At 61.0% G+C, this 19,567-nt stretch carries 18 protein-coding genes and 2 pseudogenes; 19 read left to right on the forward strand and 1 reads right to left on the reverse strand.

The features are described from left to right. Positions 1–44: 44 nt before the first annotated feature. A pseudogene (locus tag AB7008_RS06680) lies at positions 45–254 on the reverse strand (helix-turn-helix domain-containing protein); the annotation flags it as partial. Positions 255–486: 232 nt separating this feature from the next. Here AB7008_RS06680 and AB7008_RS06685 point away from each other — a divergent pair. The 19 genes and pseudogenes from AB7008_RS06685 (at position 487) to trbL (ending at position 19,546) form a co-directional block, all read left to right on the forward strand. After that, positions 487–785 (forward strand): annotated as a pseudogene (locus tag AB7008_RS06685) (DUF2285 domain-containing protein). Between the two features lie 709 nt (positions 786–1,494). After that, entirely contained in the window at positions 1,495–1,662 is a 168-nt protein-coding gene (locus AB7008_RS06690; RefSeq protein WP_244433102.1) for a DNA -binding domain-containing protein, read from the forward strand. A gap of 120 nt (positions 1,663–1,782) precedes the next feature. After that, entirely contained in the window at positions 1,783–2,064 is a 282-nt protein-coding gene (locus AB7008_RS06695) for a helix-turn-helix transcriptional regulator (RefSeq protein WP_041957479.1), read from the forward strand. A gap of 22 nt (positions 2,065–2,086) precedes the next feature. Then, positions 2,087–2,965, forward strand: a complete 879-nt coding sequence (locus AB7008_RS06700; protein WP_038936980.1) for a replication initiator protein A — start codon at positions 2,087–2,089, stop codon at positions 2,963–2,965. Between the two features lie 289 nt (positions 2,966–3,254). Next, complete coding sequence (locus tag AB7008_RS06705; protein WP_028152645.1) at positions 3,255–3,719, forward strand: DUF2840 domain-containing protein; 465 nt, start codon at positions 3,255–3,257, stop codon at positions 3,717–3,719. Next, the gene (locus AB7008_RS06710; protein WP_212481101.1) at positions 3,716–4,228 is read left to right on the forward strand and encodes a S26 family signal peptidase; all 513 of its coding nucleotides are present in this window, start codon (positions 3,716–3,718) and stop codon (positions 4,226–4,228) included. Before AB7008_RS06705 ends, AB7008_RS06710 begins: the two co-directional genes overlap by 4 nt. A gap of 2 nt (positions 4,229–4,230) precedes the next feature. Further along, the gene (locus tag AB7008_RS06715) at positions 4,231–5,061 is read left to right on the forward strand and encodes a lytic transglycosylase domain-containing protein (protein ID WP_038936978.1); all 831 of its coding nucleotides are present in this window, start codon (positions 4,231–4,233) and stop codon (positions 5,059–5,061) included. A 712-nt stretch (positions 5,062–5,773) separates the two neighbouring features. After that, entirely contained in the window at positions 5,774–6,838 is a 1,065-nt protein-coding gene (locus AB7008_RS06720; RefSeq protein ID WP_202949172.1) for an IS110 family transposase, read from the forward strand. Between the two features lie 545 nt (positions 6,839–7,383). Beyond that, the gene (locus AB7008_RS06725; RefSeq protein ID WP_038936976.1) at positions 7,384–9,147 is read left to right on the forward strand and encodes a relaxase/mobilization nuclease domain-containing protein; all 1,764 of its coding nucleotides are present in this window, start codon (positions 7,384–7,386) and stop codon (positions 9,145–9,147) included. Between the two features lie 36 nt (positions 9,148–9,183). Next, positions 9,184–11,157: a conjugal transfer protein TraG gene (locus AB7008_RS06730; RefSeq protein ID WP_038936975.1), complete on the forward strand. Its 1,974-nt coding sequence runs from the start codon at positions 9,184–9,186 to the stop codon at positions 11,155–11,157. 6 nt (positions 11,158–11,163) lie between these two features. Further along, the gene (locus AB7008_RS06735) at positions 11,164–11,589 is read left to right on the forward strand and encodes a CopG family transcriptional regulator (protein WP_038936974.1); all 426 of its coding nucleotides are present in this window, start codon (positions 11,164–11,166) and stop codon (positions 11,587–11,589) included. 135 nt (positions 11,590–11,724) lie between these two features. Beyond that, entirely contained in the window at positions 11,725–13,044 is a 1,320-nt protein-coding gene (locus AB7008_RS06740; protein ID WP_038936973.1) for an MFS transporter, read from the forward strand. Positions 13,045–13,221: 177 nt separating this feature from the next. Next, positions 13,222–14,184: a P-type conjugative transfer ATPase TrbB gene (gene trbB / locus AB7008_RS06745; protein ID WP_080588765.1), complete on the forward strand. Its 963-nt coding sequence runs from the start codon at positions 13,222–13,224 to the stop codon at positions 14,182–14,184. Between the two features lies 1 nt (position 14,185). Further along, complete coding sequence (locus tag AB7008_RS06750) at positions 14,186–14,509, forward strand: TrbC/VirB2 family protein (RefSeq protein WP_038936972.1); 324 nt, start codon at positions 14,186–14,188, stop codon at positions 14,507–14,509. Next, complete coding sequence (locus AB7008_RS06755) at positions 14,509–14,772, forward strand: VirB3 family type IV secretion system protein (RefSeq protein WP_028152637.1); 264 nt, start codon at positions 14,509–14,511, stop codon at positions 14,770–14,772. The genes AB7008_RS06750 and AB7008_RS06755 overlap by 1 nt, the downstream gene beginning before the upstream one ends. 10 nt (positions 14,773–14,782) lie before the next feature. After that, the gene (gene trbE, locus AB7008_RS06760; protein WP_038936971.1) at positions 14,783–17,224 is read left to right on the forward strand and encodes a conjugal transfer protein TrbE; all 2,442 of its coding nucleotides are present in this window, start codon (positions 14,783–14,785) and stop codon (positions 17,222–17,224) included. Next, positions 17,221–17,952 carry a P-type conjugative transfer protein TrbJ gene (trbJ, locus tag AB7008_RS06765; RefSeq protein ID WP_028152635.1) on the forward strand — a complete coding sequence of 244 codons (732 nt, stop codon included), beginning with the start codon at positions 17,221–17,223 and terminating at the stop codon, positions 17,950–17,952. Before trbE ends, trbJ begins: the two co-directional genes overlap by 4 nt. After that, positions 17,952–18,323: a putative entry exclusion protein TrbK-alt gene (gene trbK-alt / locus AB7008_RS06770; RefSeq protein WP_080586783.1), complete on the forward strand. Its 372-nt coding sequence runs from the start codon at positions 17,952–17,954 to the stop codon at positions 18,321–18,323. The genes trbJ and trbK-alt overlap by 1 nt, the downstream gene beginning before the upstream one ends. Beyond that, positions 18,320–19,546, forward strand: a complete 1,227-nt coding sequence (gene trbL / locus AB7008_RS06775; protein ID WP_038936970.1) for a P-type conjugative transfer protein TrbL — start codon at positions 18,320–18,322, stop codon at positions 19,544–19,546. The genes trbK-alt and trbL overlap by 4 nt, the downstream gene beginning before the upstream one ends. Positions 19,547–19,567: the final 21 nt, after the last annotated feature.

Consider the following 19,567-nt stretch of genomic DNA (forward strand, 5'->3'; position numbering starts at 1 on the left):
GGCCCTTCGCGGCAGGCTTCAGGCGGCTTACGATTTGCTAAGCGGCGTGCCTTTTTGAGCAGGTCCCCGGGTTCGACTCCCAATGCTTCAGCAATTTGCCCGAGCACCATGACGCTTGCTGATACATCGCCGCGTTCGATTACGCCGACGTAACGGGCGCTTAAACCCGCGCGCTCGGCCAGTTCCTCCTCCGTCATTTGTAGATCGTGGCGTTTCCGACGCAGGCTGAGGGCCATAATCTCTTTGATATCCATGGCGATAGGGGAACTGAGCCGGAACGATCGTTCTAGGATCCAATCGCATCCAAATGTACTAATGGTGGTGATGCCATGCGCGGCCGATCTTGGTGGCGTACCTTACCGAACGGATTCAAAAGAAATCCGCAATTCTACCGGACAACGCGGGTCTAGGTTGCGACCAGACCATCGCGTAGATTCTTCGCATTTCAAACCGGGTGTAATGCTGTAGCCATCCCTCGATCCAGAAATGGCGGACAGTGCGCCGAATGGCCGGCGCTTGCGGCCTATGACGAACAGCATGTCATCACGTATATTCGGCTTCTGCAAGCGGAGGGTGAGGGGCGGACTGGCGCGAAGTTGCTCGACCGGTCTTGCATATGGACACAGAGCGAGAGCCAGATCGTGCGCGGCGCGCATATCAGAGTCATCTCGCGCGCCAAATGGAGGACGGAGCAGGGGCGACACTTGCGTGCACCGGCTCGAAATAGAAGAAAGGCGTCGGCTGCCGACTTGCAGACAGAGCCATTCTCCATTGCTAACCAGTAGTCATTCCGGTGCTCCACGCGTGTGAAACTAGGGGCTTCCTACAACCGCGTCGTTCACCGGCGCAATCCTTTGTTGGCTGTGTGCAATGGGGCAGGAGCAACGCCTGAATTCGACTGGCGGTCCCGGAATCCTACGAGAGCCTACAAGACGTTGGAATCATGGGCCTCGCTCGGGAATGTCCTCGCTGCAATGCGGACTATTGACGCGAATATGAGGTGATGATCGCCAGTAGTAAGATGGCAAAGTGGCTGAGGAATTAAGGAAAGAGGTGGGGCATCTGCTTTCGTCGGTGACCCGTAGAGGTCCTTCGACGAGCAGACGATTTTCGGGGCGCCCGAGGTTCTAGCAGCGTTCATTCGTATCACGGTCGCCTCGACGGTCGATGGCAGTTCGACGTCCGCTGCTGGATTCTCTCAACCAGCCAGGTCCGCCATGGCCGTCGACGGCTTGTATGCCGTGCTGCGCAGCAGGGCCGTAGATTCCCGTGCCTGGTCCAAAGATGCCGGTGCTCGGCGCCTCATACGCACTCAAATTGCTGTTTGATAACGATTTCGATGCACGTGCGCATCAAGTCCGACGGCCGTGGCGCGCGACGAATGGACGCGCGCCTAGCCCTGCATTTCCACACATTAATCAACCGCCGGCGCAACCGTCTGAGCGCCGCGAGGCGCGCCCTTGATGCGCACAGCGCTGGCGGCTGTACCGCGTTATTACCGCAGCGCTCTTCGGCAAAAAGCGCACTCACGATCGCGCCTGGCAGACGCATGAAGTGCCTAATAGAACGTCCGCCTTGGTGCAAGGCGGCCTCGCGTGGATACACGGTTGTTACCGCAAACTCCTGCGGCCAGTCGCGAGGACGAGTAGCGCAGTCCCCTAGGGGTGCCGCAAATCGTACCCCCAATATTCGGCATCCCCCTCCGAGAACTTGCTCCTCCATGATGACCGCACACACGCAGGCGCCGCTATACGCGGTGCACCGTCATTCTGGAGATCCCAAATGCCCGATCTGATGGCCGGTCTACCCTCGCGATTCCTGCGTACACCGGAAGCCGCGCGATATCTTGGCCTCTCGGGACGCACGCTTGAGAAACACCGCACATACGGCACCGGTCCAACGTATCGGAAGATTGGCGGACGTGTCGTCTACGCATTAGATGATCTGAAAGCGTGGGCCGACCTCGGTGCTAAGACGTCAACGTCGGACCCCGGCAAGGGGACCGTTCTGCCTGCCAAGAAGCACCCGGCGCTGCGCCCGTATGCGGGCCAGGAACGTCGCTGATTGCCGCGCGAGAGCAATAATCATGCGGCGCAATCGCCATTTCGAGCGCGACCAGCTTGAGCTCTTTCGGGCGTTGCCCGGCGATCTCGCGCCGCGCGATGCGCAGGATCTGATGGCATATCCGTTCTTCTCGCTTGCAAAAACAAAGCGAACTGTGCCGATCGATTTCCGTGCCCGGGCGATCGCAATTCGTGTCGAGGCCGTGCCGGAACACGGCATGGCAACCATCTGGGATGCAGACGTTCTGATCTGCGCTGCTTCTCAGATCGTCGAAGCTCGTGACGCAGGTCTCAAGACGTCCCGTCTGATGGCAACGCCTTACGAGATCTTGACGTTCGTCGGCCGCGGCAGCAGCGCACGCGACTATGACCGGCTCAAGGCGGGCCTCGACAGACTTCAGTCAAGGATGGTGCTGACGTCGATCCGCCAGCCAGCGAAACGACGAGGGCATCGCTTCTCCTGGATCAACGAGTGGAAGGAAACGGCCGATGCAAATGGTCGCGCATTTGGGCTCGAGCTAATCCTGCCGGACTGGTTCTACGCGGGCGTAATCGATGACGCGCTCGTACTGACGATTGATCGCGCTTATTTCCATCTGACGGGCGGACTTGTGCGATGGCTCTACCGGCTCGTGCAAAAGCATGGTGGACGCCAGGATGGCGGCCGGAGTTTTGACCTTGTGCATCTCCATGCCAAGTCCGGCATCCTCTCGCCGCTCAAGCACTTTGCTTACGACGTACGTCAGATCGTTCAGCGTCAGGCATTGCCCGGCTACCAGCTCGTGCTCACGCGCGGTCCTGATGGCACCGAGCGACTGAACTTCGCACCACGCCTATTGATGCCCCTAACGGCTCGCCTTCGCCAGCGCGGTCTCATTACAAATTCGGAGGACAACCTGTGAATCAGCTCGTGCTATCGGGGACCGCAACCCCCGTGCTATCGGGGACCCAATCCTCGTGCTATCGGGGATTGGAATCGACCTTAAGAGCTTGTTTCTCCGAGCTTTCCAGCCGCTGTAACTTTACTAACCAGAAATCTTTCGGATTCCCTCTAACGGAACAAACCCCAAGCCGCATCGCAGCCAACTGGCAACGGCGCGCCGCCAATCCTGCTTGTGCGAAGAAGCCGCACAGGTGTTTCGCCGTCGCCAAAGCTTACGTCGCCCTTTTTCAGTCTTGGGGACCGGCGGCATGAACGATCTCACCGAAGTGGAAGTGCTGTGGCTCGAGAAGCGCATCGAAAACCGGATTCGGTTCGGTCGTATCGTCAAGGAACGGAAGCTTGATCGCCATCGGCGCGTCCTCTCATTTGCGCCCGGCAGCATCTTTGGCTTCGTCCGATGGACCTCCAACGACTTTGGGACAATCATTTCGCGCATCGACATCTTGCGCGCGGTCGCTCCGGGACAGCGCTGCTCGACCGTCCCCTATGTGACACCCGGCGGGGAGATTTTGCTGCGTCTGTCCGGCTGGCCGAAGGTCGAGCGAGTACTACAAATAACCGACGCCGTTGAGGCACTCGGCATCGATCCAGCTGATGTCGCGCCTGATCATTGGCATCACGTCCATAACCGCCTGTCCGTCAACGAAAACCCGCGTCAATATACGGAAGCGCGCCATCAGGCCTGGCTTCGTCGCCAAAAGGTGATCCGATGACGGGCCGCCTGATGATGCTGGCCGTGACGATTGGCGTGGCTGCTGCGCTCATCGGGACGATCGTCCTGGGGCCGCTTCCGCTTTACATCTGGAACGCATCCGCGAGCGTGCCGATTGGTCTCTACCGCCTTTTACCGGCGGACCAACTCCAAGTCACTGAATTGGTCGCCGTGCAGCTGCCGGAGCCGCTCGCGACCTTCCTCGACTTTAACGGCTATTTGCCCATTGGCGTCCCCATGCTGAAGCGCGTGCTTGCCCTTCCGGGGCAGAGTGTCTGCAGAACCGGTCTCACGATTTCGGTCGACGACGTCGCGGTGGGCGAGGCGAAGGATCACGACAGACGAGGCAGGCCGCTGCCGAAATGGCAGGGCTGCCGCGTCGTCGGAGACGGCGAGCTGTTTCTGATGAACTGGCAGTCGGACGACTCTCTTGATGGCCGGTATTTTGGATGTCTTCCGGCATCTAGCGTGATCGGCCGTGCGATGCCGGTGTGGACGTGGGAGGAGTAATCGTGCGCATTCGACGTGTTCTCCTCGCCATTCTGTTATTCGATCGATTGCGGGATCATACCTCCATCTCGATCGGTGTCTGCAAGGCTGGCGCGAGCCCGACCGGGTGCTTGGGTCGGTTGGGCACGCGCGTTTGTGCTGCCTTGCCCCTGATGCTTCTGCTGACCGCGTTCGACAGTCCTGGTTTGGCCCAGAGCGGATCAGCCGCCCAGCCGACGATCAGTCAGGCCCCTCGTTCGTTTGCCGGCTTCATCAATGAAGCCTCGCAACGCTTTGCGATTGCCCCGAACTGGATCCGATCAGTCCAAAGCATCGAGAGTGCTGGTGACGTTCACGCCAGATCGTCAAAAGGCGCAATGGGCCTGATGCAAATCATGCCGGCGACTTGGGCGGAACTTCGCGAGCGCTACAATCTGGGGAACGACCCCTACGACCCGCACGACAACATTCTGGCTGGCACGGCCTATCTGCGCCAACTGCTCGATCGGTATGGCTCGCCTGGCGTGTTTGCCGCGTACAACGCGGGACCATCTCGCTATGAAGAGCATCTCGCAGGCGGCTCTCTGCCAGACGAGACGCGAGCATACGTCGCAAAGCTTGCAAATCTGCTTGCCATTGAACTGCCGCCGAGGTGGGCGTCCAGCGGACAGTCATCAGCAGCCGCGACGCTTTTCATCACGCGATCCGATCTCATGAAAACGCGCGATCGGTTGCTGGCGCTCATGCCGTCGAGCGGTGTCACGACCGCAATCTCGACGTCCGATGTTTCGCCCATGGTCCCCCACCATATTGGCGTGTTCATACCTCGATCGCATTCAGAATTATCGCAATGACCAAGTGTGCGGGTTCGCAGGCCTTGGCCTGCTTCACCGAGCAAATGGCGGAAGAGGGAGAGCAGTTGGCAAACACGACGTAAGCCTTCGGCGGCTGCACATCGGGCAGCTCGTGCTATCAGCCGTTAGTTTCCAGGTTCGCTGGCGCCCTGTGACGGACATTCGGTTTGCATTCGAGACGCTGCAACACGATCATGACGCTAAGACTTTCGAGTTTGCTACTGAAGAACCCTTGGTCACGCGGGCAAGAGTGCGCGGGGGAGTGGGACAATAACGTGCTGATGGCACACGGGCGATGCGGCCCGCGCTCTACTCGTCGCTGCGCCCCTCACCAAGCCACCCTGCGGGTGCCTCGACCGTTCGGGGAGCGATCGCTTCGCAAACGCGGGCAAACAGCGGGGGGCTTCTCAAGTTGGCTGCCGAGTCGCGGCGGCTATTTCGCTATGTATCGGCCGCCAGCCGACGTATTCGGGCAGGCGGGATGGAAGGATCTACCGCAATGACCCGAGCTGCATTTTGTCGCAAATCGCCACGAGCACCGAGTTGGCTTGGAAGTTGGGCCGCGGGAATCAGCGGCCGGGGAACCACGACGGCAGGACGGCTCTTCAAATCGGGCTTCGAGAAACCGGTGCAAGGGGATAGCCGCCCGTGTGGTCGAATCCGGAGCCCGGTGCAACGACTTAGGCGGTCGTTGCCACACAGGAGAGCTCCGATGAAATTCTACGTTGGATTGGACGTCGCTCTTGAGGAAACCAGTCTTTGCTTCGTCGATGGCGAGGGTCACACCGTTCGCGAGGTCACGGTTATAACCGAGCCAGCGGCGATCCGCTCCGCAGTAGAGGGCTACGCGGATCGCCTGGGGAGAGTGGGAGTCGAGGCGTCATCGCTTGGCATCTGGCTGTGTCGCGAACTACAGCCCGCGGGGCTTCCGATCATTGTCGTCGAAGCGCGTCACATGCGCGTTTCGCTGTCGACAATGCGGAACAAGACCGACCGGAATGACGCGCGCGGCCTCGTGCAGATGATGCGGTTGGGCTGGTATCGCACCGTTCATGTCAAGAACATCGACATGCAGAAGATGCGCACGCTGCTGGCCAGCCGGAAGCTGGTCAAGCGCAAACTGATCGACATCGAAAACCACATTCGTGGAGCACTGCGGGCCTGTGGTTTGCTCGTCGGAGCCGTCGCCCGCGGTGCCTACGAGGCCCGCGTCCGCGCGCTGCTCGAGCGCAGCGATCCGATCTTAATTATGACCATCGAGGCCATGCTGGATGCGCGCCGAGCCATCCTAGAGGGATACGATCGGCTCCATCGTGCGCTGCTGCAGGTGGTCCAGCATGACGCTATCTGCGGACGCCTGATGACGGTTCCAAGCGTCGGTCCCGTTGCGGCCCTGTCGTTCAAGGTCGGCGTCGACGATCCCCGGCGCTTTGCCAGATCACGAACGGTCGGCGCGCATTTCGGCTTGGCGCCGAGGCGGCACCAGTCCGGCACATCGATCGATTACGAAGGGCGCATCAGCAAACAGGTCGACGTCGCCGTGCGCGAAGTGCTTTGCGAGGCGGCCGCAAGCCTGCTTGCTGCGGGTCAGGAAATGGTCGGCATTGCGAGCGTGGGGCCTGCGGATCGCCAAACGATCGAGCATGTTGTGCGCAATCACCGCGGTCGCGCGGAAGCTCGCAAGCATTCTGCACCGAATGTGGATCAGCGAGACCGACTTGCACGTCGGATTCGGCGCCAGGTCACGCAGCGGCTGCGGTTGAGACCTGCACAGTAGCCGCGGTGCAGATAACGACGGATTAGCACTGGGTTTTCGCCCAGCACGTTGAGGAGGAGCGAAATTAGAGAGCGGCGCGTCGCGGTGAGCGTCCCCTGGCGGGGCCGCGAAACGGGGAATGTCCGCTATCTCTTGCCTGCTGCCGCCCTTCAGGACGAGAGCGCCGGACTGCTTGGACAGCCCTGTTTACGAACCTGATGAAGAGCATGCGACGGCCCAAGTGCTGAACGCGAAGGAACGCATGGACCCCGCCTGGTGAAGGCACGTGGCGTACGCGGCTGTGATGAAGTTGCGCGTTGTTGGTGCAGGGAGTCGGTCATGGTTGGAGTTCGAAGAGTCGAAGAAAAGCGTGGGAATGAGTTGACTTTGCCCGCCCGATTAGGAAGGCGAGATAAAAGGGGCTCGCCGGTCGAACCGCAAGCCATTGGCATGGCTTGGGTTCTAGCGTGCCGGTCTGTCGGGTCGCGTGCCGCGCCTAGCGTTTTTACGAATGCAATCAAAGGCGTTTTCGGCACTGTGCGTGCTTTTAATCGTTTGGAGGCCCCGTGAGCGTGGGCGATAGCGACCTGCGTATTCGGCCTGGGCGCATCCGCAATACCCGCTCGCCGAAGCAGAAGAGCTTCATTAACCAGGTGCTGCGGGCGGCAAAGAAGGCCGGGCACACCTCTGGTCAGTCTGCGGCTGGCAGGAGTTCCACGGCTTATGGCCGCTCGACGTTTGGCCGCGGCAGGCTTGCGTTCAGCCGCAGTCGGTTGTTCAGCCCGACGCGGCGCGTCGTGGTGAAGGCACGTGTTGTCCGGCACAAAGGACGAGCATTCCGCTCGGCGCCTCTGACGGCCCATCTTTCATATCTCAAGCGCGATGGCGTGACCCGAAGCGGTGAGCGTGCCGTGATGTTCGATGCCGGCAGTGACGGTGCCGATAGCGCGGCTTTCGCTGAACGATGCAAGGACGACCGGCATCATTTTAGGTTCATCGTCTCGCCTGAGGATGCCGGCGAGATGACCGACCTCAGGACTTTCACCTGCGACCTCACCAAGCAAATGGAGATTGATCTCGGCACGCGGCTCGATTGGGTTGCTGTCGATCATTGGAATACCGACAATCCCCACGTCCATCTTCTCGTTCGGGGAGTAGACGAGGAAGGGGCAGATCTCGTGATCTCCCGCGACTACATCAGCCTGGGCCTGCGGTCACGCGCCGAGGAACTGGTCGCCATAGAACTGGGTCCAAAACCGGAGCACGAGATCCGCAATTCGCTGGAGAGAGAAGTCACGGCGGAACGATGGACGCGGCTAGATCGGGAGATCCGGTTGGCAGCCGATGAGACCGGCACTATCGATCTTCGCCCCGAGAACTCGAGCAAGTCCGATTCCGAGATCCGGCGCCTGATGATCGGTCGTCTTCAACAGCTAGAGAGGATGGGCCTTGCTACCTCCGCTGCACCAGGCGAATGGATAGTCGGGCTCGAGGCCGAGCGCAGCTTGCGCGATCTCGGCATGCGCGGCGACATCATCAAGACCATGCACCGCGCCTTCACCGAGCGTGGGGAAGCGCGCGGCGTTGCCGACTTCGTCATTGAGAGTGGACGGCCGACGGCCCAGATTATCGGACGGCTGGTCGACCGCGGATTGCATGACGAACTGACCGGGGAGGCCTATGCCCTGATTGACGGAACAGACGGACGCGCTCACCACGTGCGCTTCCGAGGGCTCGAGGCGTTCGAATATGCACCGCCAATGGGCGGCATCGTCGAAGTCCGGAGTTTCGGTCCACCCGGCGATCCGCGCCCCACCGTGGTGCTCGCGGCCCGTTCCGATCTCGATCTTGGTGGTCAGGTCAAGGCAAGAGGGGCAACTTGGCTCGACCACAGGCTGGTCGAACGCGACCCCATGCCGCTTGCCATGGGTGGATTTGGCCGCGAGACCCGCGACGCCATGGAGGCCCGGACCGAGCATCTGATCCAGGAGGGCTTGGCGCGGCGGCAGGGCCAACGCATCACCGTGCAGCGAGACCTCCTGAAGACGTTGCGTCGACGCGAACTGGACGAGGTTGCCGCAAAAGTCTCGGCCGACATCGGCCTGCCTCATATGAACGCCGCCTCCGGGGAGCATGTGGCGGGCACGTATCGCCAGCGGCTGACGCTCACCTCGGGACGCTTCGCCATGATCGATAATGGTCTCGGCTTCCAGCTCGTGCCCTGGTCGCGCGAACTAGAAAAGAGGCTCGGCCAACACGTCACCGGGTTCGTGAAGGACGGCGGTGGTATTGAATGGGGCTTTGGTCGCAAGCGCGACCTCGGCCTCTAGCTATCTCACCAATTCAGTTGCGGAAGGACGCTCGGAATGTCCGGAACCAAAATACTCTGGGGGCAGGTGATCGTTGTCGGCCTGATCGTCTTGCTGGCCATCTGGGGAGCAACCGAGTGGACGGCCTGGCGACTTGGCTACCAGCCCCAGCTTGGGCGGCCCTGGTTCGAACTGTGGGGTTTCAAGATCTATTATCCGCCGATCTTCTTCTGGTGGTGGTTCGTCTACGATGCCTATGCGCCGCAGGTCTTTGTCGAGGGGGCCTTCATCGCAGCATCAGGGACCGTCGTTTCGATCGCGGTGGCGATCGGCATGTCGGTGTGGCGGGCGCGCGAGGCCAAGGACGTTGAGACTTATGGCTCGGCGCGCTGGGCTGATGCGGAAGAGGTTCGAGCGGCCGGACTTCTCGGTCCGGATGGTGTGGTGCTTGGCAAGCTCGACCACGACTACCTGCGCCATGACGGGCCGGAGCACGTCTTGTGCTTTGCCCCCACTCGGTCCGGTAAGGGTGTTGGCTTGGTCGTTCCTTCGTTGCTGGCCTGGCCGGGCTCGGCCATCGTGCACGACATTAAAGGTGAGAATTGGCAACTGACGGCCGGTTTTCGCTCGCGGCATGGTCGAGTTCTCTTGTTCGACCCAACCAATCCAAAGTCCACTGCGTACAATCCACTGCTCGAGGTGCGGCGCGGGGAATGGGAGGTTCGTGACGTCCAGAACGTCGCCGATGTCCTGGTCGACCCCGAGGGCTCGCTCGACAAGCGGAACCATTGGGAGAAGACCAGTCATTCGCTCCTGGTCGGCGCCATACTCCATGTTCTCTATGCCGAGGCAGACAAGACCTTGGCTGGCGTCGCAGCTTTCCTGTCCGATCCGAAGCGGCCGATCGAGGCGACGCTGAAGGCGATGATGACGACCGCGCATCTTGACGCGAAGGGCTCCCATCCCGTGGTCGCCTCGACGGCGCGTGAACTCCTCAACAAATCCGAGAATGAGCGGTCGGGCGTTCTGTCCACCGCGATGTCGTTCCTGGGTCTTTACCGCGATCCCGTCGTAGCCCAGGTGACCTGCCGCTGCGACTGGAGGATAACCGATCTGATCGCAAACAGCCGCCCTACGACGCTTTACCTCGTGGTGCCACCCTCCGATATCTCGCGGACCAAGCCTTTAATCCGCCTGGTGCTAAACCAGATCGGCAGGCGGCTGACCGAAGATCTGCACGCCCGCGACCGCCGGCATCGAGTCCTGATGATGCTCGACGAGTTTCCGGCGCTGGGACGTCTTGATTTCTTCGAGTCCGCGCTCGCCTTCATGGCGGGGTACGGCATCAAGAGCTTCTTGATCGCGCAATCGCTCAATCAGATCGAGAAGGCCTACGGGCCCAACAATGCGATTCTCGACAATTGTCACGTGCGCGTCAGCTTCGCGACAAATGACGAGCGGACCGCCAAGCGGGTGTCCGACGCGTTGGGTACGGCGACGGAGATGCGTGCGATGAAGAACTATGCCGGTCACAGGTTGAACCCCTGGCTTGGACACCTGATGGTCTCGCGCCAGGAGACGGCGAGACCGCTGCTAACCCCGGGCGAGGTCATGCAGCTATCGCCGATGGACGAGATTGTTATGGTAGCGGGCACACCGCCGATCCGGGCGAAGAAGGTTCGCTATTATGAGGATCGGCGGCTTACCGAGCGGATCTTGCCGCCGCCCGATCCGACGGTATCAGGAACGGACGGATGGTCAACGCTTGAAACGCTGAAGCCTGCGCCGCATCCAACCGACAGGGGGCAAGCAGAGGAAGACGCCGCGAACAGTGGTCTCCGTCGCGAGCCCGAACTCCCCGATCACGTCGCGATAGCCAAGGAAACAACCGAGCCGGCCCCAGCCGAGGAATTCGCCGTGGTTCTTGACGACGATGAGGACGCGGTCCGCCAATCTCGACTGCTTCGTCAGCAGATGCGTGGCGTCGCCCGCCAGGTTGCCATGGATCCGAATGACGGCATGGAGCTCTGAGGCAACATGCGCGATCGGATGAACGTCTATTTCCCGCCCGAGCTTCTGAAACAGATCTCGGACCTCGCGGATCGCAAAAACCTTTCCCGGTCTGCGATCGTGGAGGCAGCCGTTGCTTCGTTTTTGTCACCGGACGGAGCGGACAGGCGAGAGGCCGCGTTTACCCGTCGTCTCGATCGCCTCTCGCGACAAATGCAGCGGATGGAGCGTGATATCGGTCTAACGGCAGAGACCTTGGCCCTGTTCATCCGCTTCTGGCTGACAGTAACGCCGCCATTGCCCAATGACGCGCAGACGGCCGCGCAGGCAAAGGGTCGGGAGCGCTTTGAAGGATTTGTCGAGGCGCTCGGGCGCCGTTTGCAGAAAGGGCAAAGCTTTCTGCGCGAGATTCCAGAAGATATCCGCCGCCAGGAAGCGGCCGAAGAATCTTGATTGAACCATGTAGCAAGACCGTTTCGCCGGTCCCTTCTTTTTCTTCGCTAACCTACGCCCGCAGCGATTTAGCTGAACTGACGAAAAGCTGGTCGCGCTATCGGCTCGCACGAGCTGACAGCAAGAGGGGCCAGCATGCAGATTTCAGGGGCATGGCGCCTCACAGCGCGCGTATTTCTCCCGTTTGCGGTTGGATACTATCTTTCGTATCTGTTTCGAACGATCAACGCTTTGATCGCCAGTCATCTCAGCTCGGATGCTGGGCTTGGGGCTGCCGACCTCGGGTTGCTTACCTCGGTCTATTTCCTCGTCTTTGCGGCGGCGCAGATTCCCGTCGGCATATTGTTGGACCGCTTTGGTCCGCGGCGCGTCCAGAGTGCTCTGCTCTTGCTCGCAGCAGTGGGCGCCGGACTCTTCGCGGTATCGAGCGGTTTCCCGTCACTCTTGATAGCGCGTGCAATGATCGGGCTTGGTGTCGCGGCGGCGCTGACGGCCGGACTGAAGTCCATCATCCTCTGGTTCCCTAGCGAACGCGTCGTTTTGCTTAACGGCTACATGATTATGCTGGGGTCGCTAGGAGCGGTAACGGCTACGGCTCCCGTCGAATACCTGCTCGCTTGGATGGGCTGGCGGCTGCTCTTTGGGATCCTGGCAGTCGCTACCGGTGCGACGGCCATTCTCATCTATGTCGCGGTGCCTGAACGAGGCATTGTTCCATCAACGGCGCGCGCCACCCTTGGCTCCGTTTTCAGCGATCGGCGCTTCTGGCGAATGGCCCCATTGTCGGCGACTTGTGTTGGATCGGCTTGGTCTCTGCAGGGACTGTGGGCATCACCGTGGCTGACCGACGTGGAGGGGCTTGATCGCGCAAGTCTCGTAAGACAGCTGTTCACCATGTCGATCGTCTTGAGCTTCGGCGCGTTGTTGTTCGGGATGACCGTCCACTACGTCAAACGAAGGGGAATAGGGGCGGAGACGGTATTAGCGACGGTTGCGGTGCTCTTTTTCGCAGCCGAGCTAGCTTTGATCCTGCGAGTGCCTCTGCCGTCCATCTTGCCCTGGTCCGTTGTCGCAATTGCCGGAACGGCAACCGTGGTCAGCTTCGCGGTAATAGTAGATTACTTTCCGCCGGCGCTTGCCGGTCGTGCCAACGGCGCCTTGAACGTCTTGCACTTTGGTTGGGCGTTCCTGGCACAATGCGGGACAGGTCTTATCTTGGAGCAATGGCCCGCGAATGATGGCCATAGGGCCGTCCATGCCTATCAAGTAGCGTTCGGCGTCAACGTAGCAGTGCAGATCGCGGCGTTGATCTGGTTCATGCTGCCTTGGCGCCGATCTATCGTTTCCTGGATGAGTTCACTCCTATTCTTCAAGCCGGCTGATGTTTCTTACGCTGTCGAGTCGTATGAGGATTCGGTCTTACTCGTGCCCGCGGATGACGATGCGGAGTGGTGAGCGGTAGCTCGCCGAGTACGATACGAATGAGTAGACCTCAAACATCAGTTTTCAGTCTTTCTTTTTCTACGCCAGTCTACGATCACTGAAGCCGCTTGTTGCGCCAAGTCCGTGGGGCCTTTTCTAATGATCCCCATCTGAGGGCCCCTTGGGTGCCCTCATTCGGTGGGGCGAACGATGGCAATCCATTCTATTCAATCAGACGCGAGCTCGCGCGGTGCGCGAATGCTGCGCAGCGCGCTTGGGGCCGCGATTGCCGGCTATCTCGAAGACGAAGCGATCATCGAGGTGATGCTCAACCCGGATGGCCGGCTATGGATCGACCGGCTGTCGAATGGCCTCATGGACACAGGCGAAACTCTGTCCGCTGCCGATGGCGAGCGCATTGTTCGCCTAGTCGCGCATCACGTCGGTGCCGAGGTGCATGCCGGTTCGCCACGGGTCTCGGCCGAATTGCCTGGGACCGGCGAGCGCTTCGAAGGTCTCTTGCCTCCGGTCGTTGCAGCACCGGCCTTTGCTATCCGCAAGCCCGCCGTCGCCGTGTTTACGCTCGACGACTACGTCGTAAGGCGCATCATGACCTCGGAGCAGGCCAAGATCCTGAGGGGCGCGGTCGACGCACGGAAGAACATCCTCGTCGCCGGCGGAACATCGACCGGCAAGACAACCTTGACGAACGCGCTCCTGGCCGAGGTCGCGAAGAGCTCCGATCGGGTTGTGCTGATCGAAGATACGCGCGAGCTACAGTGCAGGGCGCCCAATCTCGTTGCGCTTCGGACCAAGGACGGTGTGGCCACACTGTCGGATCTTGTTCGCTCGTCCCTCCGACTGCGTCCTGATCGCATCCCGATCGGCGAAGTCCGAGGTGCCGAAGCACTCGACCTCCTCAAGGCCTGGGGCACCGGCCATCCCGGCGGCATCGGTACCATTCATGCGGGGACGGCGCTCGGCGCGCTGCGACGGCTCGAGCAGCTCATCCAGGAAGCCGTCATCTCGGTTCCGCGCGCCTTGATCGCCGAGACCATCGACCTCGTCGCCGTGCTGGCGGGACGCGGCGCCGACCGCCGCCTCGCCGAACTCGCCACCGTCTCAGGCCTCGGTGCCACGGGCGACTACAGCATTTCAACAGCAGGAGACTGACATGCGTCAGCAATTTCGCTTTCTTCGAGGTGCATCGTTGGCCGCTTTCGGCACGGTGCTTTTGGCGTCGGCATCGGCGTGGGCGGCTGGCTCGAACATGCCGTGGGAGCAGCCACTCAATCAGATTTTGCAGTCGGTTGAAGGTCCAGTCGCCAAGATCATCGCCGTCATCATCATCGTCGTGACCGGGCTCACGCTCGCGTTCGGGGACTCGTCAGGTGGTTTCCGCAGGCTGATCCAGATCGTGTTTGGTCTGTCGATCGCGTTTGCCGCCTCGAGCTTCTTCCTGTCGTTCTTCTCCTTCGGCGGCGGCGTGGTGATCTGATGGATGAACCGGTCAAAGGCTTTTTTGTGCCCGTTCACCGCGCGCTTACTGAGCCAATCCTGATGGGCAGCGCGCCGCGGTCGGTTGCGATCGTGAACGGCACGCTTGCGGCAGCCCTTGGGCTCGGACTTCGGCTCTGGATCGCCGGTCTCGTCCTCTGGTTCATCGGCCACATGGCCGCTGTCTGGGCCGCCAAGCGCGATCCAGCCTTTGTCGATGTGGTGCGCCGGCATCTGCGCATCCCCAGCCATCTCAACGCCTGAGCTCATGTCCATGATGAACCTTGCCGAATATCGCCATTCTAATGCTCGTCTCGCCGACTTTCTGCCTTGGGCCGCCTTGGTCGACGAGGGAATCATCCTGAACAAGGACGGCTCGTTCCAACGAACCGCGAAATTCCGCGGCCCCGATCTCGATAGCGCAGTGCCGGCTGAACTTGTCGCCGTCGCCGGCCGTTTGAACAACGCCGTGCGTCGCCTGGGATCGGGTTGGGCCGTGTTCGTTGAGGCGCAACGTCACTTTGCGGGGGCGTACCCGCCTAACTCCTTTCCGGACGTCGCGTCCGCGCTGGTCGACGCGGAACGCAGGGCTCAGTTCGAAGAGGTGGGTGCCCATTACGAGTCCAGCTACTTCCTGACCTTCCTCTATCTGCCTCCGGAGGAGGGAGCGGCTATGGCGGAGAGATTGCTCTATGAAGGTCGCGACCGCACCGTTGGAGCAGATGCTCGGGAGGTGCTGCGCGGATTTATCGACCAAACCAACCGCGTGCTCGGCCTGCTTGAAGGGTTCATGCCGGAATGCACCTGGCTCGATGATCAGGACACGCTGACTTATCTGCACTCGACGATCTCGACCAAGCGTCATCGAGTTCGAGCACCTGAGATTCCCATGTACATCGATGCTCTGCTGGCCGACCAGCCGCTGACCGGCGGACTCGAGCCGATGTTGGGCTCAGCCAATCTTCGGGTCCTGACAATCGTCGGCTTTCCCGGCGCGACGACCCCGGGAATTCTGGATGACCTGAATCGCCTGGCGTTTTCGTATCGCTGGTCAACCCGCGCGATCATGCTCGACAGGACCGAGGCCACCAAGCTGCTGACCAAAATTCGGCGGCAGTGGTTCGCCAAACGAAAATCGATTGGCGCCATTCTCAAGGAGATCATGACGAACGAGGCGTCGACGCTGCTAGATACCGACGCCCACAACAAGGCGCTTGATGCCGACGCGGCGTTGCAGGAACTGGGGTCCAATCAGATTGGGCAAGCCTTTGTCACGGCGACCATCACTGTGTGGGACCGCGATCCCAATGTCGCCGACGAGAAGCTGCGGCTGATCGAGAAGGTCATTCAGGGCCGCGATTTCACCTGCATGATCGAGACGGTGAACGCGGTCGAAGCCTGGCTCGGCAGTCTGCCGGGGCATGTCTATGCGAATGTGAGGCAGCCACCGGTATCGACACTTAACCTCGCCCATATGATTCCGATGTCGGCCGTCTGGGCGGGCGAGGCGAGGGACCTGCATTTCAGGGGCCCGCCGCTCCTGTTTGGTAAGACCGAGGGATCAACGCCGTTCCGGTTTTCGCTCCACGTCGGAGATGTCGGCCATACCCTTGTGGTGGGACCGACCGGTGCCGGAAAGTCGGTGTTGCTCGCTCTGATGGCGCTGCAATTCCGGCGCTATCCGAACTCGCAGGTCTTTGCGTTTGATTTCGGCGGTTCGATCCGGGCGGCCGCGCTCGCCATGGGCGGCGACTGGCATGATCTCGGCGGTGCGCTGTCTGAAGGGGACGAAAACCCCGTCGCGCTGCAACCTTTGGCCTGGATCGACGATTCCGCCGAGCGCGGATGGGCCACGGAATGGATCTGCGCGATCCTGGCGCGGGAAAAGGTCGAGATCACGCCGGAGGTCAAGGATCATCTGTGGTCGGCGCTCACCTCTCTCGCTTCGGCGCCGAGGGAGGAGCGCACCCTCACGGGCCTCTCGGTCTTGCTGCAATCCAATTCCCTGAAAAGGGCCCTGCAGCCCTATTGCCTGGGCGGTCCCTCCGGGCGCCTGCTTGATGCCGAATTCGAGCGCCTTGGCGAAGCTTCGGTTCAGGCGTTTGAGACTGAAGGGTTGATCGGAACGAGCACTGCCCCAGCGGTTCTGGCTTACCTCTTTCATCGGATCGGAGACCGTCTCGACGGCCGGCCGACACTTCTCATTGTCGACGAGGGCTGGCTTGCCCTCAACGATGAAGATTTTGTCGGTCAACTCCGGGAATGGCTGAAGACGCTCCGGAAGAAGAATGCGTCCGTCATCTTCGCCACCCAGTCACTGTCGGACATCGATGGCTCCGCGATCGCGCCGGCGATCATCGAAAGCTGCCCAACGCGCCTGCTGCTGCCGAACGAGCGGGCGATCGAACCCCAGATCACCACGATCTACCGCCGCTTCGGACTCAATGATCGCCAAATCGAACTTCTGAGCCGAGCAACGCCAAAGCGCGACTACTACTGCCAGTCGCGCCGGGGCAATCGGATGTTCGAACTTGGGCTCGGTGAAGTCGCGCTCGCCTTTACCGCAGCCTCTTCCAAGGCAGACCAAGCCGCGATCACGCAACTCCTCGCCGAACATGGACCTGACGGCTTCGTGCCGGCCTGGCTCCGGCACCGCGGTGTCGCCTGGGCCCTAGACATCATCCCCAATCTCGTCAATCTGGAGAAATCCCTATGAGGCATCTTGGCCTATTGGCGGCCGCTGCCACGGTCGCGCTGATGCTCAGCGTCACGGTGTCCGCGCGAGCGCAGTGGATCGTCTTTGATCCCAACAACTACGTGCAGAACGTCCTAACAGCTGCGCGGGAGCTCCAGCAGATCAATAATCAGGTCACCTCGTTGCAGAACGAGGCGCAGATGCTGATCAATCAGGCGAAGAACCTAGCAAACCTGCCGTACTCGTCGCTGCAGCAACTGCAATCCTCGATCCAGCGGACTCAGCAATTACTGGCCCAGGCCCAGCGCATCGCCTATGACGTCCAGCAGATCGATCGCGCGTTTTCGACGAGCTATGCGCCAGCTACAGTCAGCCAGTCGAACCAGTTGCTGATCTTCAACGCCCAAACACGTTGGCAGAATTCCTATGCCGCAACGCAAGACGCGCTGCGAGTTCAGGCGGGCATCGTTGGCAATCTCGACACCAATCGCATCCAGACGTCCGCGCTCGTAGCGTCTAGCCAAGGCGCAAGCGGTGCTCTGCAGGCAACCCAAGCTGGCAATCAGATTCTCGCGCTGAACGCGCAGCAACTCGCCGACCTCACCGCTGTCGTGACGGCGCAGGGCAGGGCGCAGAGCCTCGAAGCGGCTCAGCGCGGCTCGGCTCAGGATCAAGGACGAGAGCAACTCAGGCGATTCCTGACGCCAGGAGAGGGCTATCAATCCTTCAACGTGCAGATGTTCCACTGATGACCGAGCTAAAGGCATTCAAGGCGCTATCGCTGCTTACGACAATCGGCCTAGTGGCCGTCGCTGCCTGCACGATTCAGCTTCGTGGCGGAGACGGTCCTGCTCCACCACCGAAGGCCGAGCAGACGACAGAAGCAACCAGCTCTGACCTCGCGCGCTGCCGCAGCGTCACTGCGGAGGAAGCCGCGGGTTATCATCACTGCAAGCAAGTTTGGGCCGAAAACCGCCGTCGCTTTTTTGGCAAGAAAGACGGTGCCACATTACCTGGCCACGACGATTCCGCTGCCGGCGTGGCGCTCGCTCCAAAGGATCCAAGCCGGATCCCGCAGGGATATCCGAACCTGGTGACACCTGAGGCAAGCAAGCCATGACTGGTACGGGGATCATTGACCAGTTCCTGGAAACGTTCACGCGTTACATCGACAGCGGCTTTGGGCTGCTGGGGAGCGATGTCGGATATCTCGCAACGACCCTTGCTGCGATCGACATTACGCTCGCAGCGTTGTTCTGGAGTTGGGGAACTGATGAGGACATCACCGCGCGTCTCGTCAAGAAGACGCTCTTCGTAGGGGTCTTCGCCTACCTCATCGGTAACTGGAACAGTCTGGCGCGCATCGTCTTCGAGAGCTTTGCCGGTCTTGGCCTGAAAGCATCAGGCGCAAGCCTCTCCGCATCGGATTTCTTGAGACCTGGAAAGATCGCTCAAGTCGGACTTGATGCCGGCCGACCGCTCCTCGATTCGATCTCCAACCTGATGGGCTACATCAGCTTTTTCGAAAATTTCGTCCAGATCGTCGTTCTCCTGTTCGCGTGGGTCGTGGTGCTGCTCGCCTTCTTCATTTTGGCGATCCAGCTCTTCGTCACCCTGATCGAGTTCAAGCTCACGACACTGGCCGGCTTCGTGCTCATTCCCTTTGGCTTGTTTGGCAAGACCACCTTCGCGGCGGAGCGCGTTCTGGGCAACGTCATATCTTCCGGCATTAAGATCCTGGTCCTGGCCGTCATCGTCGGCATCGGCTCCACCCTGTTTTCGCAGTTCACCGCAGGTTTCGGCGGTGTACAGCCAACCATCGAAAACGCGATGACGCTGGTGCTCGCGGCGCTTTCCTTGCTGGGCCTCGGTATCTTCGGTCCGGGTATCGCAAACGGCCTGGTGTCGGGCGGCCCCCAACTCGGCGCCGGAGCCACGATTGGAACAGGCCTTGCTGCTGGCGGCATTGTTGCGGCTGGCGCGGGACTTGCCGCTGGCGGTGCCGGTCTCGCTGGTGGTGCGATTGCAGGCGGCGCGCGCGGTGGCGGCGCTGTCATCAGCGGAGCAACAGCCGCCTATCGAAGCGGCGGCCTTGCCGGCGTCGCGGAGGCTGGCGCTTCGGCTGCGACGAGTCCTTTGCGTCGAGCAGCGGCTGCCTTCGGAGGTAGCCAAGCGGGCGAGCAGGGCACGAGCGCGCCGGCTGAAGGGCAGCCTGATTGGGCTCGCCGCATGAAGCGTGCTCAGACCATCCGGCATGGTGCCTCGGCCGCTGGCCACGCCGTCCGCTCGGGCGATCATGGTGGTAGCGGTTCCTCCGTCGATTTGTCCGAGGGAGAACGTTGAGACGCACCCTGCATCTCCGCC

It is taken from the genome of Bradyrhizobium sp. 521_C7_N1_3 (assembly GCF_052075975.1).
GTDB classification, from domain to species: domain Bacteria; phylum Pseudomonadota; class Alphaproteobacteria; order Rhizobiales; family Xanthobacteraceae; genus Bradyrhizobium; species Bradyrhizobium japonicum.